21 protein-coding genes are annotated in these 18,643 nt (G+C 65.5%); 8 read left to right on the top strand and 13 right to left on the bottom strand.

What is annotated here, in order from left to right; translation table 11 throughout:
• The first annotated feature begins 91 nt into the window (after window positions 1–91).
• The 3 genes from DK926_RS02855 to DK926_RS02845 are packed head-to-tail and all read left to right on the top strand — an operon-like array spanning window position 92 to window position 3,158.
• Window positions 92–802 carry a hypothetical protein gene (locus DK926_RS02855; RefSeq protein WP_114328434.1) on the top strand — a complete coding sequence of 237 codons (711 nt, stop codon included), beginning with the start codon at window positions 92–94 and terminating at the stop codon, window positions 800–802.
• The gene (locus tag DK926_RS02850; RefSeq protein ID WP_114328432.1) at window positions 781–2,148 is read left to right on the top strand and encodes a cytochrome P450; all 1,368 of its coding nucleotides are present in this window, start codon (window positions 781–783) and stop codon (window positions 2,146–2,148) included. The genes DK926_RS02855 and DK926_RS02850 overlap by 22 nt, the downstream gene beginning before the upstream one ends.
• Window positions 2,145–3,158 carry a GAF domain-containing protein gene (locus DK926_RS02845; protein ID WP_114328430.1) on the top strand — a complete coding sequence of 338 codons (1,014 nt, stop codon included), beginning with the start codon at window positions 2,145–2,147 and terminating at the stop codon, window positions 3,156–3,158. The genes DK926_RS02850 and DK926_RS02845 overlap by 4 nt, the downstream gene beginning before the upstream one ends.
• On the opposite strand, the gene DK926_RS02840 is transcribed toward DK926_RS02845, so the two are convergent.
• From DK926_RS02840 to DK926_RS02825, 4 genes are read right to left on the bottom strand one after another with little or no spacing between them, the layout of a single operon-like run.
• The gene (locus tag DK926_RS02840) at window positions 3,155–3,592 is read right to left on the bottom strand and encodes a 6,7-dimethyl-8-ribityllumazine synthase (RefSeq protein WP_068427996.1); all 438 of its coding nucleotides are present in this window, start codon (window positions 3,590–3,592) and stop codon (window positions 3,155–3,157) included. The two genes, DK926_RS02845 and DK926_RS02840, sit on opposite strands and share 4 nt — an antisense overlap.
• Window positions 3,593–3,603: 11 nt before the next feature.
• Complete coding sequence (locus DK926_RS02835) at window positions 3,604–4,026, bottom strand: DUF1810 domain-containing protein (RefSeq protein ID WP_068427993.1); 423 nt, start codon at window positions 4,024–4,026, stop codon at window positions 3,604–3,606.
• A gap of 2 nt (window positions 4,027–4,028) precedes the next feature.
• Complete coding sequence (locus DK926_RS02830; protein WP_114328428.1) at window positions 4,029–4,457, bottom strand: PPOX class F420-dependent oxidoreductase; 429 nt, start codon at window positions 4,455–4,457, stop codon at window positions 4,029–4,031.
• Window positions 4,458–4,468: 11 nt separating this feature from the next.
• On the bottom strand, window positions 4,469–5,506 hold the full coding sequence (locus DK926_RS02825) for a MerR family transcriptional regulator (RefSeq protein ID WP_207890717.1): 1,038 nt from the start codon (window positions 5,504–5,506) through the stop codon (window positions 4,469–4,471).
• 62 nt (window positions 5,507–5,568) lie between these two features.
• On the opposite strand from DK926_RS02825, the gene DK926_RS02820 reads away from it, so the two are divergent.
• Complete coding sequence (locus DK926_RS02820; RefSeq protein WP_114328426.1) at window positions 5,569–6,162, top strand: CHAP domain-containing protein; 594 nt, start codon at window positions 5,569–5,571, stop codon at window positions 6,160–6,162.
• A gap of 70 nt (window positions 6,163–6,232) precedes the next feature.
• Here DK926_RS02820 and DK926_RS02815 read toward each other — a convergent pair whose 3' ends face one another.
• On the bottom strand, window positions 6,233–7,633 hold the full coding sequence (locus DK926_RS02815) for an acyl-CoA synthetase (RefSeq protein WP_207890716.1): 1,401 nt from the start codon (window positions 7,631–7,633) through the stop codon (window positions 6,233–6,235).
• Window positions 7,634–7,650: 17 nt separating this feature from the next.
• Between DK926_RS02815 and DK926_RS02810 the strand changes: the two genes are divergently transcribed.
• The gene (locus DK926_RS02810) at window positions 7,651–8,043 is read left to right on the top strand and encodes a hypothetical protein (protein ID WP_114328422.1); all 393 of its coding nucleotides are present in this window, start codon (window positions 7,651–7,653) and stop codon (window positions 8,041–8,043) included.
• Here DK926_RS02810 and DK926_RS02805 read toward each other — a convergent pair.
• From DK926_RS02805 to DK926_RS02775, 7 genes are all read right to left on the bottom strand, one after another.
• Window positions 8,015–8,392 (bottom strand): MerR family transcriptional regulator, encoded by a 378-nt coding sequence (locus tag DK926_RS02805; RefSeq protein ID WP_207890730.1) that lies wholly within the window; start codon window positions 8,390–8,392, stop codon window positions 8,015–8,017. The two genes, DK926_RS02810 and DK926_RS02805, sit on opposite strands and share 29 nt — an antisense overlap.
• Window positions 8,393–8,407: 15 nt before the next feature.
• Entirely contained in the window at window positions 8,408–9,898 is a 1,491-nt protein-coding gene (locus DK926_RS02800; protein WP_243636601.1) for a SulP family inorganic anion transporter, read from the bottom strand.
• A gap of 48 nt (window positions 9,899–9,946) precedes the next feature.
• Window positions 9,947–10,564 (bottom strand): LysE family translocator, encoded by a 618-nt coding sequence (locus DK926_RS02795; RefSeq protein ID WP_114328418.1) that lies wholly within the window; start codon window positions 10,562–10,564, stop codon window positions 9,947–9,949.
• Between the two features lie 38 nt (window positions 10,565–10,602).
• The gene (gene dapC, locus DK926_RS02790) at window positions 10,603–11,706 is read right to left on the bottom strand and encodes a succinyldiaminopimelate transaminase (protein WP_114328416.1); all 1,104 of its coding nucleotides are present in this window, start codon (window positions 11,704–11,706) and stop codon (window positions 10,603–10,605) included.
• A 2-nt stretch (window positions 11,707–11,708) separates the two neighbouring features.
• Window positions 11,709–12,032: a ferredoxin gene (gene fdxA / locus DK926_RS02785; protein ID WP_068427977.1), complete on the bottom strand. Its 324-nt coding sequence runs from the start codon at window positions 12,030–12,032 to the stop codon at window positions 11,709–11,711.
• Window positions 12,033–12,140: 108 nt separating this feature from the next.
• Window positions 12,141–12,911, bottom strand: a complete 771-nt coding sequence (locus DK926_RS02780) for a hypothetical protein (RefSeq protein ID WP_243636600.1) — start codon at window positions 12,909–12,911, stop codon at window positions 12,141–12,143.
• Window positions 12,911–15,472, bottom strand: a complete 2,562-nt coding sequence (locus DK926_RS02775) for a bifunctional FO biosynthesis protein CofGH (RefSeq protein WP_207890729.1) — start codon at window positions 15,470–15,472, stop codon at window positions 12,911–12,913. Before DK926_RS02775 ends, DK926_RS02780 begins: the two co-directional genes overlap by 1 nt.
• A gap of 73 nt (window positions 15,473–15,545) precedes the next feature.
• Here DK926_RS02775 and DK926_RS02770 point away from each other — a divergent pair, with 73 nt between their 5' ends.
• The 3 genes from DK926_RS02770 (at window position 15,546) to DK926_RS02760 (ending at window position 18,252) form a co-directional block, all read left to right on the top strand.
• Window positions 15,546–16,034, top strand: a complete 489-nt coding sequence (locus DK926_RS02770) for a PH domain-containing protein (protein WP_114328413.1) — start codon at window positions 15,546–15,548, stop codon at window positions 16,032–16,034.
• A gap of 62 nt (window positions 16,035–16,096) precedes the next feature.
• Window positions 16,097–17,527, top strand: coding sequence for a PH domain-containing protein (locus DK926_RS02765; RefSeq protein WP_114328698.1), 1,431 nt, complete (start codon window positions 16,097–16,099; stop codon window positions 17,525–17,527).
• Window positions 17,515–18,252, top strand: coding sequence for a uracil-DNA glycosylase (locus tag DK926_RS02760; RefSeq protein WP_114328411.1), 738 nt, complete (start codon window positions 17,515–17,517; stop codon window positions 18,250–18,252). The genes DK926_RS02765 and DK926_RS02760 overlap by 13 nt, the downstream gene beginning before the upstream one ends.
• Here DK926_RS02760 and DK926_RS02755 read toward each other — a convergent pair.
• A complete protein-coding gene (locus DK926_RS02755) occupies window positions 18,179–18,631 on the bottom strand; it encodes a hypothetical protein (RefSeq protein ID WP_114328409.1) in 453 nt (150 codons plus the stop codon). The two genes, DK926_RS02760 and DK926_RS02755, sit on opposite strands and share 74 nt — an antisense overlap.
• Between the last annotated feature and the right edge of the window lie 12 nt (window positions 18,632–18,643).

Raw genomic sequence — 18,643 nt, 5'->3', positions numbered from 1 at the left:
ACATATACTGACCCGGCGCTTCCGCCTGGAAGCTCCCCGCGGCTTGACGCTCGGCCCGGATGTTGCACCGTAGCTGTCGAAGAGGCGCGCAATGAGTGTGATGTTGGTGCTCGGGTCCTGCGGCGGGGCCGGAACCACGACGACGTCGGTCGGTCTGGCCAATGCAATGTCCCTGCAAGGTAATTCGGTCGTGGCCGTCGACGCCACGGTCGGTGGCGGCGATCTCGTCGATCGCGCCGCGGACCACGCCGTCACGGCGGCGACCGTCGAGTCGGGGTACATCGATGTGGACCTGTCCGTCACCAGCACCGGGGCTCAGGTGCTGGGACGGGCGTGGCCGGACGCCGACGACCCCGACTTCGGCCGGCTCGACTGGTATCTGAGCTGCACGGCCGATGCAGCGGTCTACGACTTCGGGCACCGCGGTTTCGAACGCGACAGCGCAAGCCCTCTCCGCAGCCAGCCGTGGGCGGCGTTGGTGCTCGTCGTCCCGGCTCGTCCCGATGCCGTCCGACGGTCCAGAACGGCCCTGCACACGATTCGACTGGCGGCAGGAGCGAAAGCGCTGCGCCGCACCACCGTCGTGGTGTCGCAGTGCGACCCGGGTCCGAGCGTGGTCGGAATCGACGACGTGCGGCGCGGCCTGGACAGCGTGTTCGACGTCCTCGAAGTCCCGTTCGACCCACATCTCGCGTCCGGGTCGACCGTCACCGCAGCAGATCTGTCACCGGCCACAGCGCGTGCCTACGAGCGGATTCTCGCGTCGAACATTCGGTCTGCGTGGGGCACAATGTCGGCGTGAATATACCCAAGCCCCGCTTCCGACTACCGGTGCTCGGTGACATTCTCAGCATCGACGCGGCGAAACCGACCCAGCGCGAACTGAAGATGGCGTCGGAGCTGGGTCCGATATTCGAACGTAAGATCCTCTCGCACAGGCTCGTCGTGGTCAGTGGCGCCGACCTGGTCGCCGAGCTCAACGACGAGTCACGGTTCACGAAGTTCCTCGCACTCCCGCATCGGAAGCTACGCGCGCTGGGCGGCGACGGCTTGTTCACCGCGTTCAACTCCGAGCCCAATTGGGGTGCGGCACATCGAGTTCTGATGCCGGGTTTCAGCCGCGACGCGATGCGGCGATATCACCACGTAATGCAGGACGTGGCCGGGGAACTCGTCGAGCATTGGCGGGCGCGTCCCGACCGGTTCGTCGACGTCACCGCGGATCTGAACAAGCTGACGCTCGAGAACATGGCCCGCGCCGGATTCGGCTACAGTTTCGATTCCTTCGAGCGTGACGACGACGCGTTCGTCGCCGCCATCGTTCGCATTCTCGGGCAGGTGAATCGAACATCGAACGACCTTCCCCTCACTCGGCTGTTCGACAAGAAGTCCCGACTGCAGAACGAGCGCGACATCGAGTACGTGCACGGCGTGGTCGACGACGTCATCGAGAAACGGTTGCTGGACAACGATATTCGTCACGACGACCTGCTCGACCTCATGCTGCACACACCCGATCCCGAGACCGGAGAACTACTGGACCGTGTGAACATCCGTCACCAGGTTCTGACGTTCCTCGTCGCCGGAAACGAAACCACCGCGGGCACACTGGCATTCGCGCTGTACTTCCTGGCGACGCACCCCGACGTCGCAGCCAGGGTGCGGGAGGAGGCCGACAACGCAGCGGACTCGGTGGCCTACGAGGACATCTCGAAGCTGCGCTACATCCGCAGCGTCGTCGACGAGACCCTGAGGCTCTGGCCGTCGGCTCCCGGTTACTTCCGCAAGGCGCGTCAGGACACGTCGTTGGCGGACGGGAAGTACCCCATGAAGGCCGGCGAGTGGGCATTCGTACTGACGCTCGGGCTGCATCGGGATCCGGTCTGGGGTCCGGATGCGGACGTCTTCGACCCGGATCGCTTCTCGTCGGCTCGCGCGAAATCCCGCCCGGCCCACGCGTACAAGCCGTTCGGCACCGGAATGCGCGGCTGCATCGGACGTCAGTTCGCCCTGCACGAATCGGTGCTGACGCTCGCACGACTCGCGCAGTCGTTCGACTTCGAACTCGACGACGGCTACGAGCTGGACATCCAGGAGTCGTTGACGCTCAAACCGCAGAACATGCGCATGAAGGTGCGGCAGCGGTGAGCACGTCACGTCCCGAGTGGATTCTGATCGAAACGCTCGTCCCCGGTGAGATGAACGTCGTCGCCAAAGGTGGTAGCCCGCGACGTTTCGCCGACGCCGTATCCCTGCAACGACTCGCTCCCGACTCGAAGATCGGCGTCGAACCGTTCCTGAAGCGTGCGCTCGAATCTCGTTCGCGCTACGAGGAAGTGGTCGATGTGCGCACGCGAGGCGGCGGGTCGACGAAATTCCGCCTGCTGACGCACCCGGTTCTCGGCCCGACCGGCGCGGTCCATGCGCTGCAACTGTGGATGGGTCCGTCGGACGCCGAGCCGGGCCCACCGCGCATCACGTCGGGAGTCAGCTGGCTGCTGGAGAAAGGCGTCATCGCGCAGACGCTGGAGGCGTCGATGATGTCGGGCGTCGAACCCGACGCGCACGTGCCCGAGCGGACGCCGGCGGAGTACTACGCGAAGTCGATACGGTTCGACGACACCGCGGGCTTGTTCACCCTGTGCCTTGCTCCGACCGCGGGCGGTACCTGGGAAGGCTCGTTCAGCGTGCTGCACGCCGACGGCCGCATCATGCGCTGGCACTGCCATGCCCGCGCGTGTCTGGAACCGGGCGAGGTCGGCGCGCGCGTTCTGTGGCACGACGTCACCGACACCGTCGAACCGGACAAGCCGCTGCTCGACGTGCTCGCCCGGCAACGCGGCATGGAAGCGCTCGGCATCTACCCCGCGTTGCTCGTCCCGGAACGAAGCCTGCTGACGATGTGGCTGTGCGAGAACCCGGCGCCCTGGGTGCAGTGGCGTGACGTGTCGTCGGGCTTCGAAGTGTTCCACGCCGACGATCGGCACATCATCGCGTCGGCACACGAGCGGGTGCAGGGCGGTGGGCACGAACAGATCGTCGTGCGAACCAAGGGCAGCCCGGGCCACGCACCCTGGATCCCGACGCACATGCGCATCTCGTCGTACCCCGGAGACCTGGGACGTCACCTCGCCGTGGTCGACATGTACCTGGACTAGCCGATCGACTTCAGAGAGTCCAGGGTGCGGACGACGGCACGCGCCGCTTCGGCGCCCTTCTTCTCCAGGTGATTCGAGAAGAACTCGATGTGATCGGCATGCTCGTGGAAGTGATGCGGCGTCAGGACGACGGAGAACACCGGCACGTCGGTGTCCAGCTGCACTCTCATGAGTCCGTCGATGACAGCCGTTTCGACGAACTCGTGACGGTAGATACCGCCGTCGACCACCAGCGCCGCGGCGACGATGGCCGAGTAGCGTCCGGTGCGCGCCAGCCGCTGCGCGTGCAGCGGAATTTCGAACGCTCCCGGCACCTCGAAGGTGTCCACGTCGGATCCGAATTCGGCGACGAACCCCTCACGGGCGCGGTCGACGAGCTCCTTGTGCCACGTGGCTTGGACGAAGGCAACGGTTCCAGACTGTTCGGTCGTCATGAACGTCGATGCTAGTCGCCGAGCAGATCGAGAGTTCGCTCGTCCGGCCTGCCGTCGAAATACTTCTCGAGAACATGCGCGAACACCTCGACGTCCGGTCCCGCGGCCGCGAACAACGTGATCGACGAGTGCAGCTTCAGGTTGTCGGGGTAACCGAAGATTTCGTCGACGGTCTTGCCTTGGACCTTCCGGACCAGATTCGACGCCTCCAACAGTCGTGAACCGAGGACGTCGTGCTCCAGATACAACTGGGCCTCGGTCATGTCCGCGATGGCGAAGTGTTGTGCCGTCGGACTGGATCCCAGCCCCGCCAATTGCGGGAACACGAACCACATCCAATGCGACACCTTGCGACCCGCTTTCAGTTCGGCGCGGACATCACGCCACACCGGGTCCTGAGCGTCGACGAACTTCTGAAAGTCGTACTCGGTCATGTCTACCGCTCCCCCGGCATGATCCAGCCGTAGAACTTCTCGACGTCGACATACAGGACGAGCCGCATGTCGGCGACCATCGCGGCCCGATAGTCGTCCCAGTCGGGATGCTCACCCTGAACCTTGCGGTACAGCGCGATGAGCTGTTCGACGGCGTCGTCGTCCGGTTCCGCCGCCACCGCCGACAACCGCGCGGTACCTTCGGCGACGCCGTACGCCGCACCCTGCTCGGCGTTGACGTACAGGCTGACCCGAGGGTCGCGTCGAATGTTCTTCGTCTTCGCCCGCCCGTCGGTGATCGAGATCGCGAACTGCCGCGCGTCGGCGTCGTAGTGGTAGGTGATGTTCGAGATCTGTGGGCGCCCGTCCCGCTTGATCGTCGACAGCGCAGCGAGGTTCGTCTCGGTGAACAGGTTCTCGATGTCGTCCATACGTCCCCACGCTAGCCGCCGACGAGGCTGGGTTCGACAGGCATGGCCGAAGTCAGCAGGTCCCCGTCGTCGGCGGACCGCACCAGAACCGGCATTGCCTCGCCGATGATGTCGAGCATGACATCGGGTCCGAGTCCCGACGCCACCGCCGGATACAGCGTCGTCACCCCGAAGGCCAGTACACACTGCGACCCGGTGACGGCCGCCGGCAGCTCGAGGTCGCCCAGCTCGATGTTGTTCTCCGCCACAACGACTTTCACGTACTCGTTCGGTTGTTCTTCCAGCCCACGGAGAAGCGCTGTCCGTGAGACGACGACCCGTGCCGTGGCGTCGGGCAAGCCGTCGAGCATGGCTCGGTAGTCGGGAAACTGCTCGGCGAGAACGCGGCAGGGCTGGGCGTCCCCGCCGTCGGCCATGAAGTCGACCGCGGACGACCTCATCTCGATGTGCACCCGATGAGTGCGTCGCACGAACGGCAGGGCGGCGCGGAGATCGACCCCGTCCAGGACACCCGTCCACTGTCGGCTCGACTGGACGGGCATGGTCCGCGTCGAGAGGCGGTAGCGATCCGTCGCAGTCAATGTCATTGTCGCCGAGTCGATTTCGAGGAATACACCCGACAGCACCGGGGCTTCGGGGTCGTGAGTCGTCGCGGTGATCACCTGCTCGACGGCGTTCGCGAAGACAGGTCCGTTGACTGTGATCATGAAGCGTTCCTCGTTCTCGATCGCGAAAGTTCTGTGTAGTGCCGCGGCGGTTCGGCCGGCCCGTCGCGCATCGTCGCCGAGCCGAGCCACGTGTCGGTCGATCGCGGCGGGATTCCCGGACAGCACATCGGCGACGGCGTCGAGTGGCATCCCGATGTCGCGCAACTGTCGAATGGTTACGGCGTGGTCGATCTGCGCCGCGGCGTAGTACCGGTATCCGGAGAATTCGTCGACCTCGGCGGGGGTCAACACTCCCGAGTCCGCGTAGAAGCGCAACGCTCCCGGTGTCAGTCCGGTGGTACGTGCGAATACTCCGATGGTCATCAGTTCGGTGTCGGTCACACGAATCATCCTGGGCCTTCGGGTAGGTCGAGAGTCAAGAGACCTCCCGGTACATTCGTCTCATGACCACCACGACACCGCCCCGCAACCGACGCCGCACCGCCGCCTGGCTCACGGGCATCGTGGCTGTCGTGGTCGTGATCGCCGCAGGTGTCCTGTGGTTCGCGCCGAGCCGATACCTCCCCTGGGACACGACGCCGTTCCCCGAGATCGATGCGTCGACCCTGACGCCGCAGCAGGCAACCGTCGTCGAGCTTCTTCGGTCCGAGCACGAGCAGCAACGACCGGGCACGTTCTATTCGGAGGGAGTCGAAGAAGCGTGGTGCGCCAACTTCGTCAGCTGGATCATGCGCGAGGCAGGACAGCCGCTCAGCAATCCGAACTCCGGTAGCTGGCGTATCCCCGGCGTGTACACGCTCACCGAGTACTACCAAGCGCAGGGCACATTCGAGCCGAAGGGCTACTCCCCCAACGTCGGTGACGTCGTCCTCTACGACAACAGCAGCTGGGTCGGACAGCACACCAACATCGTCGTGGCCGTCGACGGAGACACCGCGACGACGGTCGGCGGCAACGAACTCGGCAAGATTCGTGTGCACACCGTCGACGTCCGATCCGATTCCGCGATCGTCGGGTTCGGTCGCCTAGCGAACTGACCGATTGCGCATCGATTGTTCATTTGCCGACCGATACTGGTGCGCAAACGAATAATTCATCGGCAAACAGCTAGCCCAACAGCTTCTTCTGCACCTTGCCCATTGCGTTTCGCGGCAGGGAATCCACGACCCGAACCTCCCTGGGCCGCTTGTGGATCGACAGTTCCGACGCCACCAGGTCGATCAATTCCTGCTCGTCAACGCCACTTCCGACGACAAAGGCGACGATCCGCTGACCGAGATCGTCGTCGGGCACACCCACCACCGCGACCTCGTCGACCGACCCGTGCCCCAGAAGAACCGTCTCGATTTCGCCTGCGCCGACGCGATATCCGCCGGACTTGATCAGGTCGGTCGATGCGCGTCCGACGATGCGATGGAAGCCATCGGGTTCGATCACGGCGACGTCACCGGTGTCGAACCAGCCGTCCTCGATGAAGGACTCGGCCGTCGCGTCCGGGTTGTTCAGGTAGCCGTCGAACAGCATGGGTCCACGCACCTGCAGCGCGCCGATGGACTCCCCGTCGTGCGGCACGACAGAGCCGTCCTCCGCCGCCAAGCGTGTCTCGACGCCGTTCACCGGCAATCCCACCGATCCCGGGCGTCGCTCGCCGTCGAACCGCGTCGACAGCGTGATCAGCGTTTCGCTCATCCCATACCGTTCGACCGGCGCGTGGCCGGTCAACGAACGGATCTTCTCGAACACCGGCACCGGCAGCGGGGCGCTGCCCGACACCAACAATCGTGCGTCCGCCAACGCCCGCGCGGAGTCGGGATCCGCCGCGACGCGCGACCACACCGTCGGGACGCCGAAGTACAGAGTCCCCTTCGCGGCTGCGTACAGCGACGGCGTCGGCTTGCCGGTGTGAATCACCGGGCTGCCCACACGCAAAGGGCCAAGCAACCCGAGGATCAGCCCGTGCACGTGGAACAACGGAAGTCCGTGCACGAGTGTGTCTTTCCACGTCCACTGCCACGCCTCGGCGAGCGCATCGAGGCCTGCGGCGATGGCGTCGCGCGACAGCAACACGCCCTTCGGCGGTCCTGTCGTACCCGAGGTGTAGAGAACGAAGGCGATCGACGACGGGTGCGGATCCGGGTAACTGTGCCACGACCGCGCATGCTGCCGCACAGGGAGAACCTGCAGACCGGCCGTGTCGTCGGGCGCCTCGCCCAGCCACGCCTGAGCGCCCGAATCGAGAAGAATGTGCTCGCGTTCGGCAGGTCCCGCGTCCGGCGGAACCGGTACGACGGTCACTCCCGCGATAAGACATCCGACGACCGCCAGCACGGTCTTCACGGACGGAGTCGCCAGTACGGCAAGGCGTTCGGCCTGCGCGACGCGCTCGGCAACCGACGTCGCAGCACCGAGGATGTCACCACGCGACAGCGAGACGCCGTCGACGGTGACGGCGTCGGGAATGTCCTCCCCGCGCGCGACGGCGAGTGGATTCAATGAACGAAGCAGCACATGGTTACCGTACATACATGGATGCCGACGGAATCGACACCGGCGACTACGCCGAATACCTGACGGTCCCCGCTGGAGAGCTGCGGCCCGGCGTGTATCTGATCGGCACGGACGTCGGTGAGGACGAGGACACCGACGAAGAACTCGACGACGACGAGGACGAGGACGAGGACGAGATCGATCGCACCGCCGACAGTGCACCTCGTCTCGTGTACTCGGTCCAGTCGGACGACTTCTGGACACGGGTCGAACTCGCCGATCTCCGTGCGACGCAGATCTACGAGGAACAGCACGCTCGCAACCCGAACTCGAACGTCGAAGCGAAGCGTTTCACGACGGTCGAGGCGTTCGGCAGTAACGAGCTCGTCTACATCCTGCGTATCAGGCGCGGGGGGTGGGACGTCGGGTAGCGCCGAGCAGCTCGGTCAATTCCTCGGCGTACGACAGCTTTCGGCGCAGGTTCTCGCACGCCGCCTGGGCTTTGGCGTGGCATTCGTCGACGAACGCTTCCGCCTCGGCGACGCCGTCGCCGCCTGCTGCGATGACGTCGAGCGAGTCCAGCAGTCGACGCATCTCGTCGAGCGTGAATTCCAGAGGCTTCATTCGGCGGATGACGATGAGCCGCGTGAGGTCGACCTCGGTGTACAGCCGAAATCCACCCGCGCTGCGTTCCGACGGCGGTACGAGGCCGACGTCGTCGTAGTGACGCAGCGTGCGGATCGACAGCCCGGTGCGCTCGGCGATTTCACCGATCTGCATGAGATCCGGCACCGCTCAGCCTTCCCCACCCAGTCGGCCTGTCAGACGCTCGTGGCGTTCTTTGCTCGGTCCGTGCAGTCCCACGATGGAGACGGCCTTTCCTGCTCGGGCGTACTTGGTCGTCACGGCGTCGAGGGTAGCAACGGTCGACGCGTCCCAGACGTTCGCTTCGGTCAAGTCGATGACGATGTTCGACGGGTCGGCGGAGTAGTCGAACTGGTGGATCAAGTCGTTGCTGGACGCGAAGAAGAGCTGGCCCCGTACGCCGTAGACGCGGGTGTCGGCGTCGGGTCCGGGCAGCTCGACGACCTCGGTGACATGCGCGACGCGTCGCGCGAACAGGATCATCGCGACGACGACACCGACGATGACGCCGTACGCCAGGTTGTCGGTCAGCACCGTCACCGCGACCGTCGCGACCATGACTGCCGTCTCGCTGAGAGGCATGCGACGCAACGTCTTCGGCGCGATGGAGTGCCAGTCGAACGTCGCGAAGCAGACCATGATCATGACGGCCCCGAGTACCGACATCGGGATGCGCGCCACCACGTCGCCGAACACGACGACCAGAAGCAACAGGAACGCTCCCGCCAGGAACGTCGAGATGCGGGTGCGAGCGCCGGAGATCTTCGTGTTGATCATCGTCTGACCGATCAGCGCACAGCCGCCCATCCCGCCGAACGCTCCCGTGACGATGTTTGCGATGCCGAGGCCCGCGCCTTCGCGTGTCTTGCTCGACGGGGTGTCGGTGACGTCGTCGACGAGCTTGGCCGTCAGCAGTGATTCGAGAAGTCCGACGAGGGCCATGGCGAACGCGAACGGCGCGATGATCGTCAGTGTCTCCATGTTCCACGGCACGTCGGGCATGAACAGCGACGGCAACGACGACGGGAGTTCGCCTTCGTCACCGACGTTCGGAACCTGCAGACCGAAGACGATCGTCACGAGCGTCAAGGTGGCGACGGCGAAGAGCGGCGCGGGAATTGCCGTCGTCAACCGGGGAAGGACGATCATGATGACGATCGCGGCGGCAGCGATCGGGAAGACCAGCCACGAGACGTCCACGAAATAGCGAATCTGGGCGATGAAGATGAGGATCGCGAGTGCGTTGACGAAGCCGACCATGACGCTGCGCGGGATGAACCGCATCAACTTCACGGCACCGAAGGCGGTCAACGCGATCTGGATCGCCCCACCGAGCAGAACCGTCGCGACGAGGTAGTCGAGGCCGTACTGCGGAACGATCGGCGCGATGACGAGGGCGACGGATCCCGTTGCCGCAGAGATCATCGCGGTGCGACCGCCGACGATCGCGATGGTGACGGCCATCGTGAAAGCCGAGAACAGTCCGACACTCGGGTCGACGCCGGCGATGATCGAGAACGAGATCGCTTCGGGGATCAACGCCAGTGCGACGACGAGGCCGGCGAGGACCTCGGTCTTCAGTCTTCTCGGGGAACGCAACGCGGACAGAACAGACAGCGTGGTCGACACGTCATGGGGCACGTGGCACCACTCTACCCTCACGTGAGGGTAGAGTGCACGCGGTCGACGTCAGACCGATGACGCCACGGTCCCGACGCCCAGTGCCGCGAGGATTCCGGCACTGACGCGGTCGAGCCAGTCGGTGACCTTGGGCCGACGCAGCAACGCGACCGCGCGCGACGCCGCGATCGAGAACACACCCATCACCAGCGCCGCGACGACGACCTCGACGAGCCCCAGCGTCATCGCACCGCCGAACGTGACGACCGTCAGGAACTGTGGAACGACGGCAAGATAGAAGAGGCCGACCTTCGGATTCAGGGCACACGACAGCACGCCCGCCCCGAACGCGGACCGCATCGACGCCGCGACGGGAACCAGCGGCTCTCCCATCGCCTTGTTCTTCCGACGCGCCATGAAAGCTCGAACGCCCAGGTAGAGCAGGTACAAACCCCCGAGTACCTTGATGACGCGGTAGACCGTCGCCGATTGCTCGACGATCGCAGCGAGCCCCACTGCTACCAGTGCAGCCCACAGGAAACCGCCGATCGAGACGCCCATCGCCGCCGCGATTCCCGGCTTCAGTCCGCCGATGCTGTACCTCAGCACCAGAAACGAGTCCGGTCCCGGCAGGATCGCCAGCAGAAAGCACACACCGGCGAAGCCGAGCAACAGGCTGAAAGTCATGCGGAGAATGAAAGCACCCAGGCAGGGCGAACTTCAAACTAAATAGACAGCCTCGTAGCCGCGGCGCCGATGCGTTCGTCCGAAGCCGTCAGCGCGATACGGACGTGGCTAGCACCGGTCGGACCGTAGAACTCGCCGGGTGCGACGAGGATGCCTCGCTCGGCGAACCAATCGACGGTGTCGCGGCACGGTTCGCCGCGCGTCGCCCACAGGTACAGGCCTGCTTCGGAATGGTCAACAGTGAAGCCCGCGCCGCGGACCGCGTCGAGGAGTTCCTTTCGACGTGCCCGGTAGCGCTCACGCTGCAGGTTCTCGTGCTCGTCGTCCGTCAGCGCGGCAGTCATCGCAGCCTGAATCGGAGTGGGCACGATCATGCCTGCGTGCTTGCGGACCTCGAGCAGGTCCTTCACGAGCACCCGGTCGCCCGCGACGAAACCGGCACGGTAACTCGCCAGATTCGAGGTCTTCGAAAGCGAATGCACCGCAAGAAGATTCGTGTGGTCGCCGTCGCACACACGCGGGTCGAGGATCGAGACGGCCTCGGCCTCCCACGTCAGTCCGAGGTAGCACTCGTCGGACACGACGACCGCGTCGCGTTCACGAGCCCATGCGACGACCTTGCGTAGGTGGTCGATCCCGAGCACCTTGCCGGTCGGATTCGACGGCGAGTTGATGAACACGAGCGACGCACGCTCGGGTCCGAGTCGATTCAGGCCGTCGGCGCGCGTCACGCGAGCGCCGGCCAGGAGGGCGCCGACCTCGTACGTCGGGTACGCGACTTCCGGGATGACGACGAGATCTTCGTCGCCGAGACCGAGCAGCGACGGCAACCAGGCGATCATCTCCTTGGTTCCGATCGCAGGCAGGACCGCCTCGATGTCCAGGCCGGTTACTCCGTACCGACGCTGCAGCGCCGCAACGGCCGCTTCACGGAGCTCGACTGTGCCGATAGTGGTCGGGTATCCGGGCTCGTCCGACACCGATGCCAACGCGTCGCGAATCACCGGGGCGACGGGGTCGACGGGCGTGCCGACTGACAGGTTGACGATGCCGTCGGGATGCGCCTGCGCCTTCTCCTTGGCGCCGGTCAGAGAGTCCCACGGAAAGTCGGGCAGGCCTGAAGCGACCGATATACGAGCCAAGGTCAGTGCTCACCCATGGGAGGAAGTGCCTTGATGAACGGCGGGTCGTAGTCGACCTTGCCGAGCTTGGCTGCGCCGCCGGGCGAACCCAGGTCGTCGAAGAAATCGACGTTCGCGCTGACGTATCCGCTCCACTGCTCCGGCACGTCGTCCTCGTAGAAGATCGCCTCGACGGGGCAAACCGGTTCGCACGCACCACAATCGACGCACTCGTCCGGGTGGATGTACAGCATTCGGTTACCCTCGTAGATGCAGTCCACCGGGCATTCTTCGATGCACGCCTTGTCGAGCACATCGACACACGGTTCCGCAATCGAGTAGGTCACTGCTGCTCTCCCTCCCTTTCCGATAGGTCGACGCCGAGGTGGCACCTCGAACGCCCTGAATATCCTAGTATCGCGTCGTAAAAATCCGACAACCAGCGCAGGGTGTCCTCACTTGCGCGACGACGCGTCCGCATCCGACGTCGTTCGGGGGCCTACGTGCTTCGTCTCGGCGGCGTGGTCGGCGATCCACCGACGTCCCTGTTTCGCCGCTCGCGACAACGCCTCCCGCTCGCCGACGAAGCTGGCCAGGCCGCCTACCACCGGAATCGCGGAGATCACCCGAAACGGCAGCCGGCTGTGCGGACGTTTGGCCAGCTCGCCGGACACGTCACGCAGCACCGCCGCGACGTCCCACATGGCCCGCAGCAGCGCGAACGGTCCGGAGCCCCGAGGGCGTTCCTTGTCCTGGGCGGCGTCGCGTTCGGAGAGATCGATGTCACGTTCGCACAGCACGAACGCCAGCAACCGCACGTGCGTCTCCCGATCGGTCACTCCGCTCTCGCGCGCGACGGCGACGAGAACCATTGCCTGATTGGCGAACCCGAGGAGATCCTGCAGCGGCAACCGGTTGACGAGCACGCCGAATACACCGGGAAAAGCCACGGCGACAGTGTTCAACGCGCCGATCCGCGCGACCCACCACTGCGAGCGCGCGTCGGCACCGAGTTCCTGCCATCCCCGAGTTCCGGGGAAATCGGTGGCGTTCAGCGCCCAGGCCAGTGCATCGAAAGCCTTGTCGACGACGGTGTCATCGGCCGCGGGCGTCCGGAACGTGCGAGCTTTCAAACCCACCGGATCGCGGGTTCCGAGGATGTCGAGAACAGGGTCGATGATGGCGACGGCTCGTGTCAGAGCGGCCGCGACGGTGCGGTCTTCCATCAGACGAGTCCGAGCGCGGGCATGTGCTCGACGCGGTCGTAGGTGGTGGTGCGTTCGCGGGCGGGACGGCCGATACCGTTCGCGATCTCGTGCAATTCCGCGACGGTCTTCTCCGAACCGTTCTCACTGCCTGCCATACGGGAAATGGTCTCTTCCATCAACGTGCCACCGAGATCGTTCGCGCCACCGTTGAGCATCACCTGCGTACCGGTGATACCCAGCTTGACCCAGGAGGTCTGGATACTGTCGATCCGCCCGTGCAACATGATGCGCGCGAGCGCATGCACCGCACGATTGTCCCGATTGGTCGGACCCGGCCGCGAGGCCCCCGCCAGATACAGCGGCGATGACTGATGCACGAACGGCAACGGCACGAACTCGGTGAACCCACCTGTCCGATCCTGAATCTTCTTCAGCACGTTCATGTGCCCGACCCAGTGCGACGGGTTGTCCACGTGCCCGTACATCATCGTCGAGCTCGATCGCAGTCCCACCTCGTGCGCGGTGGTGACCACGTCGATCCACTCCGCTGCAGGCAATTTGCCTTTCGTGAGCACCCAGCGGACCTCGTCGTCGAGGATCTCCGCCGCGGTGCCCGGAATGGTGTCCAAGCCCGCCTCGCGCAGAGCCGTCAGCCACTCACGCACCGACTGCCCACCCCGCGAGGCGCCGTTGACGATCTCCATCGGGGAGAACGCATGCACGTGCATGCTCGGCACCCGCTCCTTCACCGCGCGCACCAGATCCGCATAACCGGTGACGGGAAGTTCGGGGTCGATACCGCCCTGCATGCACACCTCGGTCGCGCCGGCGACATGCGCTTCCCACGCCCGATCCGCCACCTCCGACGTCGACAGCGTGAACGCATCCGCATCACCCTTGCGCTGCGCGAACGCGCAGAATCGGCAGCCGGTGTAGCAGATGTTGGTGAAGTTGATGTTCCGGTTGACCACGTAGGTGACGTCCTCGCCCATCACCTGCTTACGCAGGTCGTCGGCGAGCGCCGCGACCGCATCCATGCCGGCACCCTCGGCCGTCGCCAACGCCAGATACTGCTCGTCACTGCACCCGGCCGGATCGGCTTCGGCCGCCTTCAGCGCCGCCATCAGATCCCGGTCGACGCGTTCGAGCCCGGCCAGATCGCGCACCTGCTCACGAATGGAATCCCAATCACCGAACGCGTTCGCCAGATCGCTCCGGGTGTCGGTGTTACGGCCGTGCGAGTCGATCTCGGTGTTCAGATCGATGCGGCCCGACGACTCCCACTGCTCGTCCGGTTCCTGCCACGGCAGGCCCGACGGCGTCACATCGGCCCGGGCCATCCCGGTCTCCGGATCCGCCAACGCATGCACGTGCGCCGAGATGCGCGGGTCGATCCACGGAGCCCCGGCGAGAACATATTGCGGCTGCGCGGCGGTCCGTTCCACCAGCGTGTATCCGCCGGCCCGGGACAGCTCGGCGAGGGTGTCCAAGTTCGGCCACGGCCGTTCGGGATTGACGTGATCCGGCGTCAGCGGCGACACCCCACCCCAGTCGTCGACGCCCGCCCGCAGCAATGCCGCGGTCTCCTCGGCCTCGACGAGGTTCGGCGGAGCCTGAATCCGCATGGCGGGCCCCATCAGAATCCGGGTCACCGCGATCGTCGCGAGGAATTCCTCCATGCCCGCGTTCGGTGCCGACCGCATCGCAGTGTCGGACTTGGCCAGGAAATTCTGCACGATGATTTCCTGAACGTGCCCGAATGCCTTGTGCACCTTGCGGATTTCCATGATCGACTCGGCACGGTCCCGGATGGTCTCACCGATGCCGACGAGAATGCCCGTCGTGAACGGAATGTTGAGTCGGCCCGCATCGGTCAACGTGCGCAGCCGAACCTCCGGATCCTTGTCCGGGCTACCGTAATGGGCCTGCCCCTTCTCCTCGAACAGCCGGCGCGACGTCGTCTCGAGCATCATGCCCATCGACGGCGCCACGGGCTTGAGCCGCGAGAGTTCCTGCCACGACATCACCCCCGGATTCAGATGCGGCAGAAGACCGGTCTCCTCCAACACCCGAATCGCCATGGCGCGCACGTAATCCAACGTCGAGTCGTAGCCGCGCGAATCGAGCCACTCCTTCGCCTCCGGCCACCGCTCCTCCGGCCGGTCACCGAGGGTGAACAGTGCTTCCTTACACCCGAGTTCGGCGCCTTTGCGTGCGACCTCGACGATCTCGTCCGGGTCCATGAACAACCCGTGCCCCTCGGCCTTCAACTTCCCCGGGACGCTCACGAACGTGCAGTAATGGCACTTGTCGCGGCACAACCGCGTGATCGGGATGAACACCTTCCGCGAATACGAGACCGTCTTTGCACGCCCCGCCGACTCCAACCCCGCATCACGCACCCGCGACGCCGACGCCATCAGATCGACCAGATCCTCACCGCGCGCATGCAACAGCACAGTGGCCTCGTCGACGTTCAAGCTCACCCCGTCACGAGCACGACGCAGCACTCGACGCATGGCGGACGGGGCAGGGGCTTTCTCGTCGTGTCGAACAGGTGCAGCAGGATCAGGCAGCATGGTCACCAGTCGATCATGCTCCTCCGACACGATCGTGTGCCACCGGGAGGTCCCCGAAGCTAGATTCGTAGCCATGATCACGATGACCGACCCGGCGTGGCGGCCGAGTCCCCGTGCGAAGCAGTTGTGGGCGATCAATGCAGCTCTGATGTGGATTCCGGTGTTCGTCGCGCAGATCGTGTGGGCCGTGATCGATGGTCGGTGGACGACGTGGCCACACGTAGCGGCGCTCGCCGTGACCGTCGCGTCGGCCGCCGCGCACATCGTGGGTGTGCCGCTGTGGCGCTACCGGGTGCATCGGTGGGAGATCAGCGAGACCGCCGTCTACACGCTGACGGGATGGTTCGACCAGGAGCGACGCATCGCACCGATTTCGCGGGTTCAGACCGTCGACACCGAACGCGGCCCGATCGACCGCATGCTCGGCCTGGCGACCGTGACCGTGACGACGGCGTCGTCGGCGGGCGCCGTGAAGATCACTGCCCTGGACAAGGACGTCGCGGACAAGACCGTCGCTCGGCTGACCGACATCGCCGGGCGCACACCGGGTGACGCGACGTGACCACCGAGACCGAGCTTCTCGTCGAGGAGGAGCAGAGGCCGTGGCTTCGACTCGACAAGCGCATGCTGCTGGTGCATCCGGTGAACGAGGGCGTCAAGGTTCTACCGGTCCTGCTGGTGTCGTTCGTCGTCGGTAGCCAGAGCGGCAATCACCTGTGGGGACTGATCGTCCTGGCGATCGTGGTCGTCTACGCGATCCTCCGCTGGTTCACCACGAGTTACCGCATCGGCCCGGTACACGTGCAACTTCGGACGGGCGTCTTCCAGAAGAAGGTGCTGTCGGTTCCACGCAGCCGCATCAGGTCGGTGGACATCGAGGCGAACCTGCTGCACCGCGTACTAGGGCTGTCCATCCTGAGAATCGGCACGGGACAGCAAGCAGGCAAGGGCGAGAAGTTCGAACTCGACGCCCTCGACGCGAATGTCGTTCCCGCGCTGAGGGAAGAGCTGCTGCACCGTGTCACCCGCGCCGGCATCGGTCCGGGTGGACCGCCGGTAGTCGAAACCGAGATCGCGCACTGGCAGACGTCGTGGGTGCGGTTCGCACCGTTCTCGTTCACGGGTGTCGTGACGATCGCGGCCGCCGTCGGCGTGCTGTTCCAGTACGGCCTCGGTCAACGGCTCGCCGAATCGTCGGTGATCAGCGACAGCATCGATTCCGCCGAACGACTGGGAATCGTCGTCGTGGTACTCGTCGGGCTGGCGCTCCTGCTGGTCGTCGCGAGCGTGTTCGCCTGCGTCCGCTACCTGATCACGTACGGCAACCTGACCGTCACCGACGACGGAACACGGATGCACGTGAATCACGGTCTGCTGAAGACCCGTTCGACGACACTCGACCGCAAACGGCTCCGCGGGACGTCACTGTCGGAGCCGTTGCTGCTGCGGGCCGTGAACGGCGCCCGGCTGGACGCGATCATGACGGGCGTCAGCGCGGAGAAGAAGGAGTCGTCGCTGCTGCTGCCCCAGGCGCCGGTCGACGAAGCGCTGCGGATGATGACCGTCGTTCTCGGCGAGGCGGGATTGACGTCCGACGCACAGAAGCCGCTGACCCCGCACGGACCGGTCGCGCGGCGTCGGCGCTACACCCGCGCGGTCGGACCCGTCGTCGTCGCGGCAGCCGCACTCGGCGTCGCCGAGGCACTGGGTGCGCCGATTCCGCCGCTCGCATGGGTTGCCGCCGTAGTCCTGCTGGTCGGTGCCGTGTTCGTCGCGTGGGACCGATACCGAGGCCTCGGACACGCACTTCTCCCCGGCTGGCTGATCACTCGGCATGGCTCTCTCGACCGACGGCGTCACAGTCTCGAAGCGGCCGGCATCATCGGCTGGACCGTCCGACAGACGTTCTTCCAGCGGCGAGCAGGCGTCGCCACCATCGTGGCCGCGACGCCTGCCGGCGTCGGCCATTACGAGGTTCTCGACGTCCCTGCGGACCAGGCGTGGTCGATCGTCGAGTCCGTGACACCGGGGGCCGGGGACATATGGGTGCGCTGACTCCCCGGAGCATCGACGAACTCGACGTCGCCGTCTCGTCGTGCCGTGCGTGCCCACGGCTGGTGCGCTGGCGCGAGAAGGTGGCCGCCGAGAAGAAGGCGGAATTCAGGGACCAAACATATTGGGGCAGGCCAGTTCCCGGCTTCGGTCCGGCAGATGCGTCGATGTTGATCGTGGGCCTCGCCCCTGCCGCGCACGGCGCCAACCGCACCGGCCGGATGTTCACCGGCGACCGTGCGGGCGACTTTCTGTACGCCGCGATGTACGAGGTGGGACTCGCGAGCCAACCCACCGCCACGCACGTCGGCGACGGCCTGGAACTGCACGGGGTGCGCATCACGTCACCGGTCCATTGCGCTCCCCCGGCGAACAAGCCGACGATCGACGAACGCGACCGATGCCGGACATGGCTCGACTTCGAACTCGGACTGCTGCGCCCGAACCTGCGCTCCATCGTCGTCCTCGGCGGATTCGGATGGCAGTCGCTGCTGCCCGTTCTACAGCGCAACGGCTGGGACATCCCGCGTCCGAGGCCGAAATTCGGTCACGGGGCAGAGGTCAGTCTGGCGGCACCGTCGGGTCGTTCCGCAGGCTCCACTCCTGGAAGCATCCGGCTGTTCGGGTGCTTCCACGTCAGTCAACGCAACACGTTCACCGGGCTCTTGACCCAGGAGATGACCCAGGACGTGCTGCGGGCTGCGGCGACCCATGCGGGGCTGTCGTGAGCGCCTTCAGCCGCCACGAGAACAACAGAATGCCGGGCGGCACCGCGCCGCCGACCAACAGAAGCGCTGTCCGCCAGTCGGCGAGGAGAAGGACGTCGCCTCCCGGTCCACCGAACATGCACAGCAGGACGCCTACCCCCCACCCGATCAGCGGCGACGCGATCGCCGCCGGCCGCTCGGCCACCTTGCGCGCTGCAAACAGCAACGCGACGTTCGCGACACCGGCCAGCAGCGCACTGACCGGAAACGGGATCGACCCCAGGTAGGTCGGCAGGAACAGCACCGAGAGGAGGCCGCACAGAAAGCCGTCGAAGATCAATACCGCGAGAGTCGCCCTCGAGACGAGTACGACGGCATTGGATGCGGCTTTCGAGATCATGACGCCAATAGT

The sequence above is a fragment of the Rhodococcus sp. Eu-32 genome, assembly GCF_003336925.1.
GTDB classification, from domain to species: Bacteria; Actinomycetota; Actinomycetes; order Mycobacteriales; family Mycobacteriaceae; genus Rhodococcoides; species Rhodococcoides kyotonensis_B.
The sequence above is the reverse complement of the archived record's forward strand: the minus strand, read 5'-3'. Positions and strand labels throughout refer to the sequence as shown.